Below are 15,211 nucleotides of genomic sequence, written 5' to 3'. Positions count from 1 at the left end.
TGAAACGGCGCCGCGCCGCGCCGATCAGTCGGCGGCGGCGCGGACGCCCGTGTCCGAAGCCCCCGTGTCCAAGCTCTTCGTGTCCAGAGCCTTCCTTTGCGGCGCCGGCCTCTTCAGCACCGTCGTCTCCACCCAGTCCGCGATGTGGCCGGCAACCGCTTCCCAACCGGGTTCGAGCATCATGCTGTGCCCCATCGCGGGGAAGAAGACCGGCTCCGTCCGGAAGGCGCGGGCGGTGACCGCGACCTGATCTTTGGGAATCAGCCGGTCCTTCTCCGCACCCAGCACCGTCACGGCGACACCGCGGGCCGGCAGGAGCGGGAAGGGAATCCAGCCGCCGATGTCCAGAAGCACGCGCTGCGACTCCTCCTGCATCAGCGGTTCGTAGCGCTTGGCCACCTCCAGCGGCACTTGGTCGGAGAACATGGCGCGGCGCACCGCCTCCGCCTCGATGCCGTTGGAGAAGGTCATCAGCATGCCCATCTGCTGGAACACGTAGGGGTCGCTCCAGGCCAGCCGCATCGTCGATTCCAGCAAGCCGTGCGGCGGCGCGGAAGCCATCAGGACCGCTCCCGGGAAGCGACGGCGGATCAAGGTCCGCTGGACCACCATGCCGCCCATGGAATGGCCGATCAGCACCGGCGGGGCCGAGCAGGCGTCCGCGGCGGTCAAAACATCCTCAATGTAATCGGCGATGCCGAAACTGTTCAGCCGCCCCCGCCCCTCGCTGGCGCCGTGGCCGCGCAGGGACACGGCATGCGCCTCCCAGCCCTGCTCGGCGAACCAGGGCAGGAAATGCTCCTCCCAGATCCAGGCGCCGCAGAAGGCGCCATGAACGAACAGCAGGGGCGCCGGCTTGGCCGGTCCAGCGGGGCGGTGGCAGAGGATTTCGAGCTGGGGCATGGGCGGTCCGATCCGGGTGCCGCGATGCGGCAGGGAAACCAGAGGTAGCCCGCATCGCTCCCGCTGTCGACCCGCGCTCAGCCGTTGGCAGCCTTGAGCAGATGAGTGGTGAACCAGGAGCGCGCGGAATCGGCCACCTGATCCAGTTTTCCGGTTTCTTCGAACAGACGGCCGGCCCCCGGCACGATCTCCAGCGCCTTGGTGCAATGCAGCCGGGCAAGGGCGTCATTGTTGAGGTCCAGCGCCGGCGCGTCCTTGCCACCGACCACCAGCAGCGTGGGGGCGGCGACCGCGTTCAGCCACTCCTCCGCCAGATCGGGACGACCGCCGCGGCAGACCACGGCGCCGATGCCGTCATGCTCCGCGGCGCGTCCCGCCGCGATCAGCGCCGACGCCGCGCCGGACCCGGCGCCGAAGAAGCCGATGGGCTTGCGCTCCACCGCGGTGGTGGCGCGCAGGTGGCGGACGGCCAGCAGCAGGCGCTCGGACTGGCGGTGGACGTCGAACTGGTTGGCCGGGTCGGCCTTCTCCTTCTCCGTCAACAGATCCATCAGCAGCGTGGCGAATCCCGCGTCCCGCAGACGCGCGGCGACGCGGACGTTGCGCGGGCTCGTCCGTCCGCTGGAGGTGCCGTGGGCAAAGATCACCGCAGCCGTGAAGCCGGCGGGTGCTCCGAATTGCCCCGCAAGGCCGAGCGGTGGAATGTACAGCGTCGTCTCCATGCGCCTTTCCCCCTTCCGTTGGGCCTTGCCTCGATGAGGTTGTCGGCCGGTGGCTTAACAGGCCGGATGGTCCGTCCGTGCCCGATGGCCTACAGTGACGTTCCCGGATCAATTCCAGAGATCGGTATCGATCCCAGGTGAAGGGAGACCCACCTTTGTCAGACAAGCCCCCCGCACCCGCCATCCCCCCCGAGCCCCCGGTGCTCGACCCCGCCGCCGTCGGGGCCAAACTCGGCGCCACCGGCTATCCGGAGCCGTTCCGCGCGGCGGTCGCCGGGCGCCTGCGCAAACGGCTGGGCAACCCGCTGGGGATCACCAACTTCGGCGTCAACCTGACCCGGCTGGAGCCGGGCGCCGCCTCCGCCCTGCGGCATTGGCACACCCGCCAGGACGAGTTCGTCTATGTGCTGGACGGCGAGCTGACCCTGGTCACCGACGCCGGCGAGACGATCCTGCGCCCCGGCATGTGCGCCGGCTTCCCGGCCGGAAAGCCGGACGGGCACCAACTCGTCAACCGTTCCGACGAACCGGCGACCTACCTGGAGGTCGGCGACCGCACCGCCGGGGACGAGGCGCATTACCCGGACGAGGATCTGCGCTACGACAGCGCGACGGATCTCTTCACGCACCGCGACGGCACCCCCTGGTGAGAGGAGCGGGGACGCGGTCCGGCGACCCCATCCGTCAGGGCATCGCCCGCGCGTGAAGCGGCGACGGCTCCGCCGGAGGGTAGGCGGATCGCCGCAACCGGGCGATGTGCCGGGCGGCCTGGGCGCATTGGCTGCGCAACTCGGGCACCGCGGTCATCTCCCAGAAGGGCGGACGGCTGATCGGGCCGAGCGCGAACAGCCGGTCCGATACCTGCCCGTCCTCACCGATCAGCGCGCCGTCCATGGTGACGTCCAGCCCCAGCCGCAGCGGGTCAGGCCGCGCCAGACCGCGCGTCAGCAGCGCCTTGACCAGCGGATGGGCGATCCGGCTGAAATCGCACTCGGTGCCGGTGGCGTTGACGATGGCTCCCACCGTCCGGGTCCAGACGGTTCCCTCCGCCCCGCGGGCGCGAACGGTCGCCTCCACCCCGTTCGGAACGGGAGTGAGCGTCTGAAGACGACCGGCGCGGATGGTCAACCGCCCGTTCGCGCGGAGGGCGGCGATGCGGGCCGCCACCTCGGGCGCGATGCGGTGGCGATGGACCTCCCAGTAGGGGCGGACATGGCGCAGGAACCGCCGCCGCTCCTCCGGCGCCAGATGGCTCCAGATCAGGTGATGGTAGGGCCGCAGCGCGTCGAAGGCCGACCGCCAGTCGAATCCCGTCTCCCGCGCGCGGCGGACGTCGGCCTTCAGGGCGATCATCACGTCCAGCACCGTGCGTGGCATCACCTGCGGATGGATGAAGCTCTTGAAGGGCCGCGTCTCCTCGTGCGTCTGGGGCAGCAGGCCACGGCGCGACAGGGCGATGATCGGGCCGCGGTGCCCCTTGTCCTCCAGCGACAGGACGGTGTCCACCATGGTCAGCCCGGTTCCCAGGATCAGCACGGGCGTGTCGGAGGCGATCGTGGACAGCGCCGGCCAGTCCCAGGGCGACGCCACGTAGCGGCTGGAGGCATAGACCTCCGGCGCCGGGACCGGGGGCGGCGAGGGAGCGAAATTGCCGATGCACAGAACCGCCGTGTCCACCGACAGGCTGGTGCCGTTGCCCAGCCGCAGCCGGGTGCCCCGAGCGTCCGACGCGATGTCCACCGCTTCCGCCTGAGACACGGTAAGCGAGACGTGGGGCGGGGCGGCGGCCACGGCCTCCCGCAGGACGTCCTGGATGTAGGCGCCGTAGCGGGCGCGCGAGACGAAGGCGTGGCCGCTGGGCGGCACCGCCCCGGCCCCGCCATCCTGCGTCCCGCCATCCTGCGCCCACAGCCAGCGCAGGAAATGCCGCGGGTCATCCGGATAGGCGCTCATGTTGTAGGCGCGCACGTTCAACAGATGAGCGGCGTTGGGGGTGGAGTAGGCGAGCCCGGCGCCGAGGCTGGGCGTGCGTTCGATCAAGTGCAGGCTGGTCGGCTCATCGGCGTGGCGCATCAGGTGCGCGGCGAGGACGCTGCCGGTGAAGCCGGCCCCGATGATGGCGATGCGGCGTTTCGAAGGGCGTGCTGACAACGTCGTCGCTCCTCTGCTCTGGCCGTAAGAAGGAGGGCGGTGATCCGGCGCCATGGCGCCGGAAGGCCCAGCCGGCCACTGTTCGGTGCAGGATTGTGCAGGTCAACCGCAATTCCGGTGTATCAAGTTCGCCCGGGCGCCGCTGGCGGATTTATAGTTAACAAGAAATTAACCATAAGCAGGGAGTGTTTCGCACCTTCGAACCATGTACGGCAGGACCGATGCGCGACCACCCCTTCCGACCCGCTCATGCCATTCCTCCCGATTCCTTTCCGCCCAGTGCCGAACAGACTCCGTCCGCCGCTCGTGAACCTGACGTGCAGTTGGCCGCCATGGTGCCGCAGAGCGTCAAGCGCGCCGTCCGCCGCCGCGCGGAGGAGGAGGGGACGACCGTCCGCAGCGTCCTTCTGCGCGCCCTGAAGCACGCCGGGATCGCCGAGGTGGAGGAGACGGAGATCGCCGACCGCCGCATTGCCGCCGGGGCCGAACGCTCCGGCGTGTGGAAGGCAAACCGCAGCCCCACCGGCACCCGTTGACGGGAGCATCCCGTATCCCGCACGGTCTTACGGCATCATTTTCCGAAAGCCGTCCTGCATGAGCCTTCTTCACCGCCTGTTGCTGCTCGTCCTCGTGGCGATGATTCCGGCGGCCGTCATCGAGGTGAAGAACGAGTTGGCCCTGCGCGCCGCGCGGGAAGCGGAGGTGGGGCGGGACGCCCTGCACCTCGCCGCTCTGTTCGAGGCGGAGCAGCACCGCATGATCGACGGGATGCGGCAGGTGCTGAGCACGCTGGTGAAGGCCGACCCGGCGCGCGCACCCGGCTCCTCGGCCTGTCAGGCGCTGATGGACGACCTGCGCGCGTCGTATCCCGGTCATCTCGGCATCGTGATCGCCGGGTTGGACGGTGTGGTGCGTTGCTCGACCGACCGCGCCTCTCTGGGGATCTCCATCGCCGACCGCGACTATTTCCGCGATGCGCTGGACAGTGGTCGCATGACGCTGGGCGAGCATGTCTTGCGCCGAACGGACGGGCGCTCCGCCATGCCCGTCGCGCTGGCCTTCCAGGACGCGGAGGGCCGTGCCGCCGGCGTGGTGACGGCGATGACCGATGTTTCCTGGATCGCCGATTTCCTGTCCAAACGGCCGCTGTCCGACAACGCGCGGATCACGCTGGTGGATCGCCGCGACCGGGTGGTCGCCCAGGTGCCGCCCCTACCGAACCAGACGGCGCCGAACCAAGCGGATGCCAATGGCACGCTGTCCCCATCCGTCATCGCGCTGCTGTCCCGTGACGCACCGGGCGTCGCCGAGGTGACCGGACCGGACGGGCGGCCACGCATCGTCGCCTACCAGCCCACCGGGCGGAGTCTGGACGGTGTCGGCGTCGTGGTCTGCCTCGACAAGGGGGAGGCGCTGGGACCGATCCGCGGCGCGATGGTCCAGGCGATGACGGGCATCGCAATGGTGCTGCTGCTGACGCTGCTCGCCGTCTGGTGGGGCGCCAGCCGGTTCCTGCGGCGGCCGGTGGCGGCGCTGGTCGCGACGGCGGAGCGCTGGAAGGCCGGCGACCTGACGGCGCGCAGCGGCGTGGCCGACCAATCGTCCGAACTCGGCACGCTGGCCCGCGCCTTCGACGGCATGGCCGAGGAGCTGGCCCGCCAGCAGCGGGTCCGGGAGCAGGCCAACGCGCTGGCCCACAAGACGGCCGCCGTTCTGGGCAGCATCACCGACGGCGTGTTCGAGGTGGACCGCCACTGGCGCATCACCTTCATCAACGAGCGCGCCCGCGCGCTGATCGCCGGGGGGCGCGATCTGGTCGGCCTGGATTTGTGGGACGTTTTTCCGGAGGTCGCCGCCAGCGCCTTCGGGGATAACTATCGCCGCGCCATGCGGGATCAGACGCCCGTCGAGTTCGAGGAGTATTGCACGGCCTTCGAATCCTGGTTCGCCGTGCGTGCCTTCCCGTCGCCGGACGGGCTGGCCGTCTTCTTCCAGGACACCACCGCCCGCAAATGGGGGGAGGCGGCCCTGGTTTCCGCCAACCGGGAAAAGAACGCGTTGCTCGCCCAGTTGAACGGCCTGCTGCAGAACGCGCCGGTCGGCTTCGCCTTCTTCGACCGCGAGCGCCGCTACATCCGCATCAACGAGCAGTTGGCCGATTCCAACGGCATCCTGGCGGAGGCCCATATGGGCCGCACGCTGGCGGACCTTTTTCCCGTCGTCGGGGCCAGCGTCGAGCCGCTGATCGACCGGGTGTTCGACACCGGCGAGCCGATCCCCTACCGCGAGGTGATGGGCGAGACGCCCAAGGAACCGGGCGTGACGCGCCATTGGCTGATCGCCCTGTTCCCCGTGCATGAGGGGATGGAGGTCGTTGCGGTCGGCGCCGTCGTGATGGAGGTCACCGACCTGCGCCGGGCCGAGACGGCGCGCCGCCAGAGCGACGAACGGTTCCGGTCGGTCTTCGAACTGGCCGCGGTGGGAATCGAGCGGGTGGGGTTGGATGGCCGGATTCTCGACGTCAACGCCAAGATCTGCGACATCGTCGGCTACCCGCGCGAGGAGTTGCTGAGACGGACCTACCGCGACATCACCGACCCGGCCGATCTGCCGGCGGAGGACCGGCTGATCGAGCGGCTGCTGTCCGGCGAGCTGGCCAGCTACGCCCTGGAGAAGCGCTACCGCCGCAAGGACGGCGGGGCGGTGTGGGTGCGGGTGACCTCCTCGCTCGCCCGGATCACCGGTACGGAGCCGGCCTACCGCATCACCGTCGCCGAGGACATCACCGAGCGCAAGGCGATGGAGGCCGAACTGCGTTCCGCCCGCGATGAGGCGGAGCGCGCCAACCTCGCCAAGTCGAAGTTCCTGGCCGCGGCCAGCCACGATCTGCGCCAGCCGCTCCAGTCGCTGTTCTTCTTCACCGCCGCCCTGTCGGCCCATGTCGGGTCCCCCGCGGGCGCCAAGATCCTAGCCCACCTGGAGCAGGGGCTGGACGCGCTGAAGGGGCTGCTCGACAGCCTGCTCGACGTGTCGCGCCTCGACGCCGGGGTGGTCACCCCGGTGTTCGAGGATTTCGACGTGGCGGAGGTCCTGGACCCGATCCGCGCCGCCTACGCACCGGTCGCCGCGGGCAAGGGCATCGGCTGGCAGGTGGAGGTCGCCGCCGGGCGAGTGCGCAGCGACCGCACGCTTCTGGGCCGGCTGTTGCGCAATCTGGTCGAGAACGCCATCCGCTACACCGACAGCGGGCTGGTGCGGGTGCAGTGCCGGCCGGACGGGCGCTTCCTGTCGATTGTCATCCAGGACACCGGCATGGGCATTCCCGACGACCATCTGGAGCGAATCTTCGAGGAGTTCCATCAGGTCGGCAACCCGGAGCGGGACCGCAACCAGGGGCTCGGCCTCGGCCTCGCCATCGTGCGGCGCCTGTCGCGGCTGCTCGATCACCCGGTGGAGGTGCGTTCCGCGATGGGCAAGGGCTCGGCCTTCCGGGTGCTGGTGCCGATGGGCGAAACGGTGGTGGCCGCCGCCGCGGGTGCGGGGAGTGCGGCGCCAGGGATGGGGCAGGGCCGTCTCGCCGTGCTGGTGGACGACGACGCCATCGTGCTGATGGGCCTTCAACTGATCCTCACCGAATGGGGCTACGCCGTGCTGGCGGCGGGCAGCGCCGATCAGGCCATGGAGCGGCTGTCGGCCCAGACCCGCGTCCCCGACATCGTGATCGCCGATTACCGGCTGCGCGAGGGACGGATCGGGACCGAGGTGATCCTGCGGGTCCGCGAGCGCTACGGCGCCGGGGTTCCCGGGGTGATCCTGACCGGGGAGACGGGGCCGGATTGCCTGCTGGACGCCACCGCCCACGGGCTGACGGTGATCCACAAGCCCGTCACCCCCCGTGAACTGGCGGCGGCGGTGGACCAGCAATTGAAGGCCGTGTCGGCGTAGAGGGAGATGCCCGCCGTCACTCCGCCTGGGCGAGTTCCTTCGCGGAGGGGCGGGGGGCGAGGGCGGTGCGGCCCGTGTCGGTCAGGCGGCAGACCAGCCAGTCGGGCTTCAGCGGGTTGTGAAACCAGCGCTCCGCCCAGCCGGACTTCAGGCAGCTTTCGATGGTCTGGCGCTTGACGCGCTGGCCGTCGCCGTCGAACAGGGGCAGCTTGCCGCCGGGCTGGTCCAGGCCGTTGCGCAGCCACGCCGCCTGCGCCTCGGTGGGGCGGCGTCGGGACGTGGTGCGTCGGGGTGCGGCCATGGTTCGTCGCCTCGGAGGATGTTGCGGCCCGGCTGTTGCGCTCTGGCGGCCTGTGGCAAGATTCGGGCACTCTACATCGAAAGGGTTCGGCCATGGAATTCGTCTTCGCCTACATCACCGCCGGGTCGCGGGACGAGGCCCGGCGCATCGGCCGCGCGCTGGTCGAGGAGCGGCTGGCCGCCTGCGCCAACATCCTGGACGGCATGACCTCCATCTACCGCTGGCAGGGCGCCATCGAGGAAGCCACGGAAACGGTGCTGATCGCCAAGACGCGGGCGGAGCTGTTCGACCGGCTGGCCGCGCGGGTGCGGGAACTGCACAGCTACGAGGTGCCCTGCGCGGTCGAGCTGAGGGTTGGGCGCGGCAACCCGGCCTATCTGGACTGGCTGCGCGACGAGACCGCCTGAGCCCCGACGACAGCCGTCGCATGCCGGCCATGACGGCGGCGCATTGGACCGCCTCCGACCCGCGTGCCAGTTTCGCAAAGGTTGCTTTCAAGCGCAAATCATCCGGATGCGGAGAATTTCCATGACTGACACATCGGCGCGTCTGTCGATCGGCTTTTCCTGGGTCGGCCACGCGCTGATGCACATCGTGACGGCCCTGTTCCTGACGGTCGTCCTGGTGCTGGAACGGGAATGGAAGCTGCCCTACGACGAACTGATCCGGCTGTGGACGCTGGGCGCGCTGATGATCGGCGTCGGCGCGCCGCTGGCCGGCTGGCTGGGCGACCGCTGGAGCGAATGCCGGATGATGGCGGTCTTCTTCCTGCTGACCGGGGCGGGGGCGATCGCCTGCGGCCTGACCGACGGTCCGGAGGCGCTGCTGTGGGCGCTGGCGGTGCTCGGGCTCGGCGCCTCCATCTACCACCCGGTGGGCATGGCCTGGATGGTCAAGAACGCCACCAACCGCGGCAAGGCGCTGGGCTACCAGGGCATCTTCGGCACCATCGGCATCGCCTCGGCGGCGGTGGTGGCCGGCGGCCTGACGGAATGGCTGGGCTGGCGCTCGGCCTTCCTGATTCCGGGGGCGATCTGTCTGGGGCTGGGCGTGGCGCTGGCCCTGCTGATCGCGCTGGGCAAGGTCGAGGATCGCCAGGGCGACGTGAAGCCGATCCCCAAGGCGTCGCGCGGCGACGTGATCCGCGCCTTCGTCGTGCTGTCGGTGACGATGGTCTGCGCCGGGCTGATGTTCAACGCGATGCAGGTGGTGCTGCCCAAGCTGTTCGAGGCGCGGCTGAGCGACCTGCTCGGCGGCAGCACGCTGGGAGTCGGCGGCGTGGTGACGGCGGTCTATCTGTTCGCCGCCCTGCCGCAGCTGATCGGCGGGCATCTGGCGGACAAGTACCCGCTGAAGCGCATCTACACCCTGTGCCTGCTGGTCCAGGTGCCGATGATGGCGGCGGTGGCGGTCCTGGCCGACCTGCCGCTGGTCGGTGCGGCGGCGCTGGTCGTCGTCGCCTCCCAGGTGCAGATCCCGGCGGAAAACCTCCTGCTCGCCCGCTACACGCCGGAAAGGCACCGGGGCTTGGCCTACGGCGCCAAGTTCATCCTGTCCTTCGGCGCGGGGCCGCTCGCCGTGCAGCTTGTCGCCCTGGTCTATGAGCGGACGGGCGAGTTCGTCATGCTCTACGCCACTCTGTCGGTGCTGGCGCTGGTCGCCTTCGCGGCGGCCCTGCTGCTGCCGCGCGACCGGGATGTTCCGGCCAAGCCCGCTACGGCTCCGATGGCGGCGGCGGAGTGACGATTCACATTTTGTCTGGGAGGCTGAGGTAGGGCGCATCGCTGGGCAGGTCGGCGACCACCGTCCGCCCCGTCCAGGTCAGGAGCCACGCATCGCCGACCCCGGCGGCGCGGATCTCGGCCAGCCGGCGCAGGGCGGTCGGACGGTCTTCCGGCGGCAGGATGAGCCGGTGGATGCGCCGGCCCCGCACGTCGGCCGTCATGATGTCGGCTTCCGGATGGCCCAGCCGCGCGCGCTGGGCTTCCGCCTGTCCACGTTTGGAAAAACTGCCCGCCACCACGAGGAAGCGCCGTTCGGCGGGGCGCGGCATCGGCGGCAGCGCGGCGATCTCCACCTCCGCCGTCACAGGGAGCGGTGCGGGCGGCGGGGCGGGGGCGGGCGACGGCTCCGTTTCCGGAAGGGGGACCGGCACGCTCTCCGCGCTGCGGACCACCGGCACGATCACCGGCTTGCAGACATAACCTTGGGTCAGAACGCGGAAGGTCGCGCAATCCTGCTTCAGCATGGCCGACAGCATGTGGTCGGTGCTGCTCTTGCTGGTTCCGACGTAAAGAAGCCCGTCTACGGCGAAGGACGCGGCGGTCATCGCCACCGGCGCGCCCGCGCAGCCGCCCAGCCCCACCAGCGCGACCGCCGCCACTCCCCGCCTGAGCCGTCCGCTCATGCCCCGCTTCCCCGCCTTGTTCGTGTCAGGGTCGGTGCTATGACCTGCGGAGGTCAATGGAACGGCCAGCGCTCAGCCCTTCGCGTCGCATCTACCTCTTGCGGGGTATCCCCCGCCCGCCGGGCCGGACGCCGCAGCGGGCGGAGGGGAGCCGGCATCAGGCGGCCGACAGCGCGCGGTCGAGGTCGGCGATGATGTCCTCCACGCTCTCCAGCCCGATCGACAGGCGCAGCACGTCCGGACCGGCGCCCGCCTGGGCCTGACCTTCCGGCGACAGCTGGCGGTGCGTGGTCGAGGAGGGATGGATGATCAGCGACCGGCTGTCGCCGATGTTGGCGAGGTGGCTGAGGAGCTGGACGTTCTCCACCACCTTCACGCCGGCGTCGAAGCCGCCCTTGACGCCGAAGGTCAGCACGGCCCCGGCACCCTTCGGCAGGTACTTCTTGGCGAGCGCGTGGTACTTGGACGATTCCAGCCCGGCGTAGCTGACCCAGCCCACCGCCGGGTGGCTCTCCAGGAACTGCGCGACCTTCAGGGCGCTGTCGCTGTGGCGCTGCATGCGCAGCGGCAGCGTCTCGATGCCGTTCAGCGTCAGGAAGGCGTTCAGCGGCGCCTGGCTCGGCCCGAGGTCGCGCAGGCCGACGGCGTGACCGTGGATGGTGAAGGCCAGATGGCCGAAGGTCTCCTGGAACTTCAGCCCGTGATAGCCGGCGTCCGGCTCCGACAAAGCGGGGAATTTGCCGGACTTGCCCCAGTCGAAGGTGCCGCTGTCGATGACCACGCCGCCGACCGAGGTGCCGTTGCCCGACAGGAACTTCGTCGTGGAATGCACGACCAGCGTGGCGCCCCACTGGATCGGATTGATCAGGTACGGCGTCGCCAGCGTGTTGTCGACGATCAGCGGGATGCCCGCCTCGTCGGCGATCTTGGCGATGGCCTCCAGGTCGGTGACCACGCCGCCGGGGTTGGCGAGGCTTTCCACGAAGATGGCCTTGGTCTTCGCGGTGATGGCGGCGCGGACGTTCTCCGGCTGGTCGGTGTCCACGAAAACGGACTTCCAGCCGAAGGCGCGCGGGAAGCTGGTGCCGAGCTGGTTGAGCGTGCCGCCGTAGAGGTTGCGCGAGGCGACGATCTCGTCCCCCGGCTCCATCAGCGGGAACAGGGCGAGCAGCTGCGCGGCATGGCCGGACGAGGTGGCCGTTGCCCCCGCGCCGCCTTCCAGGTTGGCGAGCCGCTCCTCCAGCACCGACACAGTCGGGTTGGTCAGGCGGGAATAGATGAAGCCGACCTTCTGGAGGTTGAACAGCGAGGCCGCGTCGTCCACGTCGTCGAAGACGAAGCTGGTCGTCTGGTAGATCGGCGTCTGGCGCGCGCCGGTGGCGGGATCGGGGGCGGCGCCGGCGTGGATGGCGCGGGTTTCGAAACCGAAGGACTTCTGCTCGCTCATGATGGCTTCCTCTGCCTTTTACATCAGTTTCTTGAAGGATTTGGCCGGTGCGGCCTTCTTGGATGTCAGGATGTTGGAGTTGACGCCGATGCGCCCGATCTCGTGGAACAGGCGCTGAAGCTCGATCTTGGGGCAGCGGTTCATGATCACGGTCAACCCCGCCGCCTCGGCGCGTGCCGCCGCCTCGTCGTTGCGGACGCCGAGCTGCATCCACACCACCTTGGCGCCGATGGCGATGGCCTCGTCCGTCACGCCTCCGGCCGCGGTGGCGTTGCGGAAGACGTCCACCATGTCGGGCGGCTCCGGCAGGTCCGACAGGCTGGCGTGGACCCGCTCGCCGAGGATGGTCTGGCCGGCCAGTTTCGGGTTGATCGGGATGACGCGATAACCCTTGTCGCGCAGGTATTTCAGCACGATGAAGCTGGCCTTCACCGGATCGTTCGACGCGCCGACCAAGGCTATGGTCTTCACCCGATCCAGGACTTGGCGGATGAAATCATCGCTGTAGCCGTCGTGCGAGGGGGCGGGGCCGTTCATTGGCCGCACCACACCGGAGGGCGCTTCTGCAGGAAGGCGTCGATGCCCTCCTCGGCGTCGCGGGCCAGCATGTTCTCGGTCATCACGCGAGCGGCGTAGGCGTAGGCCTCCTCCACGCCCAGCTCGATCTGGCGGTAGAAGGCCTCCTTGCCGATGGCGAGCGTCAGCGGCGACTTCGCGGCGATCTTGCCGGCGGCCTCAGCCACCACGGCGTCGAGCCGGTCGGCCGGCACCGCGCGGTTGACAAGGCCGATGCGCGCCGCCTCGTCGGCGCCGATCAGGTCGCCGAGCAGAAGCATCTCCATGGCCGCCTTGCGCCCCACGGCGCGGCTCAGCGCCACCATGGGGGTGGAGCAGAACAGGCCGATGTTCACGCCCGGCGTGGCGAATCGCGCCGTGTCGGCGCAATAGGCGAGGTCGCAGGTGGCGACAAGCTGGCAACCCGCCGCCGTGGCGATGCCGTGAACTTTGGCGATCACCGGCTGGCGGATCCGGCTGACCGTCAGCATCAATTTGGAGCATTGGACGAACAGCGACTCATAGGCCGAGCGATCCGGATTGGCGCGCATCTCCTTGAGGTCGTGCCCGGCGCAGAAAGCCGGCCCGGCCCCGGCCAGCACCACGGCGCGGACCGTGGCGTCCTGGTGGATGGCGTCCAGCTCCGCCTGCAGCGCGTCCATCAGCCCGACGGTCAAGGCGTTGCGCGCCTGCGGGCGGTTCAGCGTCAGGGTCGCGACTCCGTCGCGGTCCTCGCGGAGAACCAGCGGCGCGTCGTCGCCAATCAGGGGCCCGGCGGCGGGCGGGGTGTCGTTCATCGCTGTCCATTCCTCCCGGATGTTTTGATCGTTGGCGGGAACAGTACCCCGACCGCCGCCGCCACGGAACCGGGTGTGTGGTCCATTCATCTAACGATGCCGCGGTGGGCAACTCAACCCATTTGTTGATTGTAGTTGTAGATTTATGGATGGTCGGCGCTATTATATTGTGTGAAATGGATCGTGGCGCGATGCACTTGGCGGGCCGGGCGATGTTCGCCATGATCGGGTCTCCATAAGAAAAGCCATGGGTGAGGGAATGAGCGCGCCGGTCGTGTCCGCCGAGGAACTGGAAGCCCTGATTCGCGAGGGCGTGCCGCTGGTCGGCAATTATGGGATCACCATCGAGCAGCTCGGCGCCGGGACCGTGCGCATGAAGCTGCCCTACAACGACAGCTTCGTCCGCCCCGGCGGCACGGTGACCGGGCCGGCGATGTTCGGGCTGGCCGACGTGGCGCTCTACGCCGCCGTGCTCAGCCTGATCGGGCGGGTGGAACTGGCCGTGACCACCAGCATGACCATCAACTTCCTGCGCCGCCCGGCGCCGGTCGCCATCACCGCCGATTGCCGGATCCTGAAGATGGGCAAGCGGCTGGCCTACGGCGAAGTTCTGCTGTTCTCCGAAGGCGATCCGGAGCCCGTCGCCCACGCCACCGGCACCTATTCGATTCCGCCGCACGAACCGGTGACGCTCGCGGTATCTGGATACCATGATCCGGAAAGCGCCTGAAAACACCAATAATATCAATGGTTTTGCTTTCGCGGTAAAATGATACCGCGACCATAGATCGTTGATATGAAATGGATATTTTTCCGTTGACAGAGTCCCCGTGGGCTGCGTACAACACCGGCCGCTTCGGCGCCCCGGGGATTGAACGTCCAGTTTCGGTGGCCCGCCGATCCACGTTTAGTCAACGAGTGTGGCGATGAAGACCTTCAATCTGAAGCCGACCGACATCGAGAAGAAGTGGTACGTCGTCGATGCCGACGGCCTCGTTCTCGGCCGGCTTGCCAGCATCCTGGCGAACATCCTGCGCGGCAAGAACAAGCCGACCTTCACCCCGCACATGGATTGCGGCGACCACGTCGTCGTGATCAACGCGGAGAAGGTCAAGCTGACCGGCAACAAGCGCCAGGACGACATCTTCTACTGGCACACCGGTTATCCGGGCGGCATCAAGGGCCGTTCCAAGGGCCAGATCCTGGACGGCAAGTACCCGGAGCGCGTGATCGAGAAGGCCGTGGAGCGCATGGTTCCGCGCGGTCCGCTCGGCCGCAAGGTGATGACCCACCTGAAGGTCTACAAGGGCGCCGCCCACCCGCACGAGGCGCAGCAGCCGGTCGCTCTCGACGTTGCGGCCATGAACCCGAAGAATAAGCGGAGCGCGTAATCCAATGGCTCAGGTTACCACCACCCTTTCCGGCCTGAAGGACATCGCCGCCGCTCCGGCCGCCGCTTCCGCCGAAGTGGTCGCCCCGAAGCTGGACGCCCAGGGCCGCGCCTATGCCACCGGCAAGCGCAAGGACGCCGTCGCCCGCGTGTGGATCAAGCCGGGCTCCGGCAAGGTCGTCATCAACGGCCGCGACCAGGAAGTCTATTTCGCCCGCCCGGTGCTGCGCATGATGATCGCCCAGCCCTTCGGCATCACCGACCGCGCCGACCAGTTCGACGTGATGGTCACTGTGGCCGGCGGCGGTCTGTCCGGCCAGGCCGGTGCGGTCCGTCACGGCATCTCCAAGGCGCTGACCTACTTCGAGCCGGCGCTCCGTCCGCCGCTGAAGGCCGCCGGCTTCCTGACCCGCGACGCCCGCGTCGTCGAGCGTAAGAAGTACGGCAAGGCCAAGGCCCGCCGCAGCTTCCAGTTCTCGAAGCGCTAAAGCCTACCGCGGACCCGCGTTACTGCTGTACAAGCGAGGGGCGTCCCGACGGGGCGCCCCTTTCTTGTTTCAATTCTGTTTCACGTCTCTCCACCGTTCCGTGCC

At 69.0% G+C, this 15,211-nt stretch carries 16 protein-coding genes; 8 read left to right on the top strand and 8 right to left on the bottom strand.

What is annotated here, in order from left to right; genetic code table 11:
- Positions 1–24 precede the first annotated feature (24 nt).
- Both DS837_RS27425 and DS837_RS27420 read right to left on the bottom strand, forming a co-directional pair.
- Positions 25–903 (bottom strand): alpha/beta hydrolase, encoded by an 879-nt coding sequence (locus DS837_RS27425; RefSeq protein WP_149167625.1) that lies wholly within the window; start codon positions 901–903, stop codon positions 25–27.
- A gap of 77 nt (positions 904–980) precedes the next feature.
- The gene (locus tag DS837_RS27420) at positions 981–1,625 is read right to left on the bottom strand and encodes a dienelactone hydrolase family protein (RefSeq protein WP_149167624.1); all 645 of its coding nucleotides are present in this window, start codon (positions 1,623–1,625) and stop codon (positions 981–983) included.
- Positions 1,626–1,780: 155 nt separating this feature from the next.
- On the opposite strand from DS837_RS27420, the gene DS837_RS27415 reads away from it, so the two are divergent.
- Entirely contained in the window at positions 1,781–2,275 is a 495-nt protein-coding gene (locus DS837_RS27415; protein ID WP_211102424.1) for a cupin domain-containing protein, read from the top strand.
- A gap of 34 nt (positions 2,276–2,309) precedes the next feature.
- Here DS837_RS27415 and DS837_RS27410 read toward each other — a convergent pair whose 3' ends face one another.
- A complete protein-coding gene (locus tag DS837_RS27410) occupies positions 2,310–3,776 on the bottom strand; it encodes an FAD/NAD(P)-binding protein (protein ID WP_149167623.1) in 1,467 nt (488 codons plus the stop codon).
- Positions 3,777–4,093: 317 nt separating this feature from the next.
- On the opposite strand from DS837_RS27410, the gene DS837_RS27405 reads away from it, so the two are divergent.
- Positions 4,094–4,312 (top strand): hypothetical protein, encoded by a 219-nt coding sequence (locus DS837_RS27405; RefSeq protein ID WP_149167622.1) that lies wholly within the window; start codon positions 4,094–4,096, stop codon positions 4,310–4,312.
- A gap of 58 nt (positions 4,313–4,370) precedes the next feature.
- Entirely contained in the window at positions 4,371–7,721 is a 3,351-nt protein-coding gene (locus tag DS837_RS27400; RefSeq protein WP_149167621.1) for a PAS domain-containing protein, read from the top strand.
- Positions 7,722–7,737: 16 nt separating this feature from the next.
- On the opposite strand, the gene DS837_RS27395 is transcribed toward DS837_RS27400, so the two are convergent.
- Positions 7,738–8,022, bottom strand: a complete 285-nt coding sequence (locus DS837_RS27395) for a hypothetical protein (RefSeq protein WP_149167620.1) — start codon at positions 8,020–8,022, stop codon at positions 7,738–7,740.
- 92 nt (positions 8,023–8,114) lie between these two features.
- Here DS837_RS27395 and cutA point away from each other — a divergent pair, with 92 nt between their 5' ends.
- Both cutA and DS837_RS27385 read left to right on the top strand, forming a co-directional pair.
- Complete coding sequence (gene cutA, locus DS837_RS27390) at positions 8,115–8,429, top strand: divalent-cation tolerance protein CutA (protein ID WP_149167619.1); 315 nt, start codon at positions 8,115–8,117, stop codon at positions 8,427–8,429.
- Positions 8,430–8,550: 121 nt separating this feature from the next.
- Entirely contained in the window at positions 8,551–9,765 is a 1,215-nt protein-coding gene (locus tag DS837_RS27385) for an MFS transporter (protein ID WP_149167618.1), read from the top strand.
- Between the two features lie 4 nt (positions 9,766–9,769).
- On the opposite strand, the gene DS837_RS27380 is transcribed toward DS837_RS27385, so the two are convergent.
- From DS837_RS27380 to DS837_RS27365, 4 genes are all read right to left on the bottom strand, one after another.
- Positions 9,770–10,429, bottom strand: a complete 660-nt coding sequence (locus tag DS837_RS27380) for an SPOR domain-containing protein (protein ID WP_149167617.1) — start codon at positions 10,427–10,429, stop codon at positions 9,770–9,772.
- Between the two features lie 157 nt (positions 10,430–10,586).
- Positions 10,587–11,876 carry an O-acetylhomoserine aminocarboxypropyltransferase gene (locus tag DS837_RS27375; protein ID WP_149167616.1) on the bottom strand — a complete coding sequence of 430 codons (1,290 nt, stop codon included), beginning with the start codon at positions 11,874–11,876 and terminating at the stop codon, positions 10,587–10,589.
- A gap of 18 nt (positions 11,877–11,894) precedes the next feature.
- A complete protein-coding gene (locus DS837_RS27370; protein WP_149167615.1) occupies positions 11,895–12,413 on the bottom strand; it encodes a CoA-binding protein in 519 nt (172 codons plus the stop codon).
- Positions 12,410–13,228, bottom strand: coding sequence for an enoyl-CoA hydratase (locus DS837_RS27365; RefSeq protein WP_149167614.1), 819 nt, complete (start codon positions 13,226–13,228; stop codon positions 12,410–12,412). The genes DS837_RS27370 and DS837_RS27365 overlap by 4 nt, the downstream gene beginning before the upstream one ends.
- 259 nt (positions 13,229–13,487) lie before the next feature.
- Between DS837_RS27365 and DS837_RS27360 the strand changes: the two genes are divergently transcribed.
- The 3 genes from DS837_RS27360 to rpsI all read left to right on the top strand — a co-directional run bounded on the left by DS837_RS27360 (position 13,488) and on the right by rpsI (position 15,106).
- Entirely contained in the window at positions 13,488–13,958 is a 471-nt protein-coding gene (locus DS837_RS27360) for a PaaI family thioesterase (RefSeq protein ID WP_149167613.1), read from the top strand.
- Between the two features lie 196 nt (positions 13,959–14,154).
- The gene (gene rplM, locus DS837_RS27355) at positions 14,155–14,619 is read left to right on the top strand and encodes a 50S ribosomal protein L13 (RefSeq protein WP_014240247.1); all 465 of its coding nucleotides are present in this window, start codon (positions 14,155–14,157) and stop codon (positions 14,617–14,619) included.
- 4 nt (positions 14,620–14,623) lie between these two features.
- On the top strand, positions 14,624–15,106 hold the full coding sequence (gene rpsI, locus DS837_RS27350; protein ID WP_149167612.1) for a 30S ribosomal protein S9: 483 nt from the start codon (positions 14,624–14,626) through the stop codon (positions 15,104–15,106).
- Positions 15,107–15,211 lie beyond the last annotated feature (105 nt).

Origin of the sequence: Azospirillum brasilense (genome assembly GCF_008365405.1) — a bacterium.
GTDB lineage: Bacteria > Pseudomonadota > Alphaproteobacteria > Azospirillales > Azospirillaceae > Azospirillum > Azospirillum brasilense_D.
Note: the sequence above shows the minus strand (reverse complement) of the source record. Positions and strands in the feature narration are given on the sequence as shown.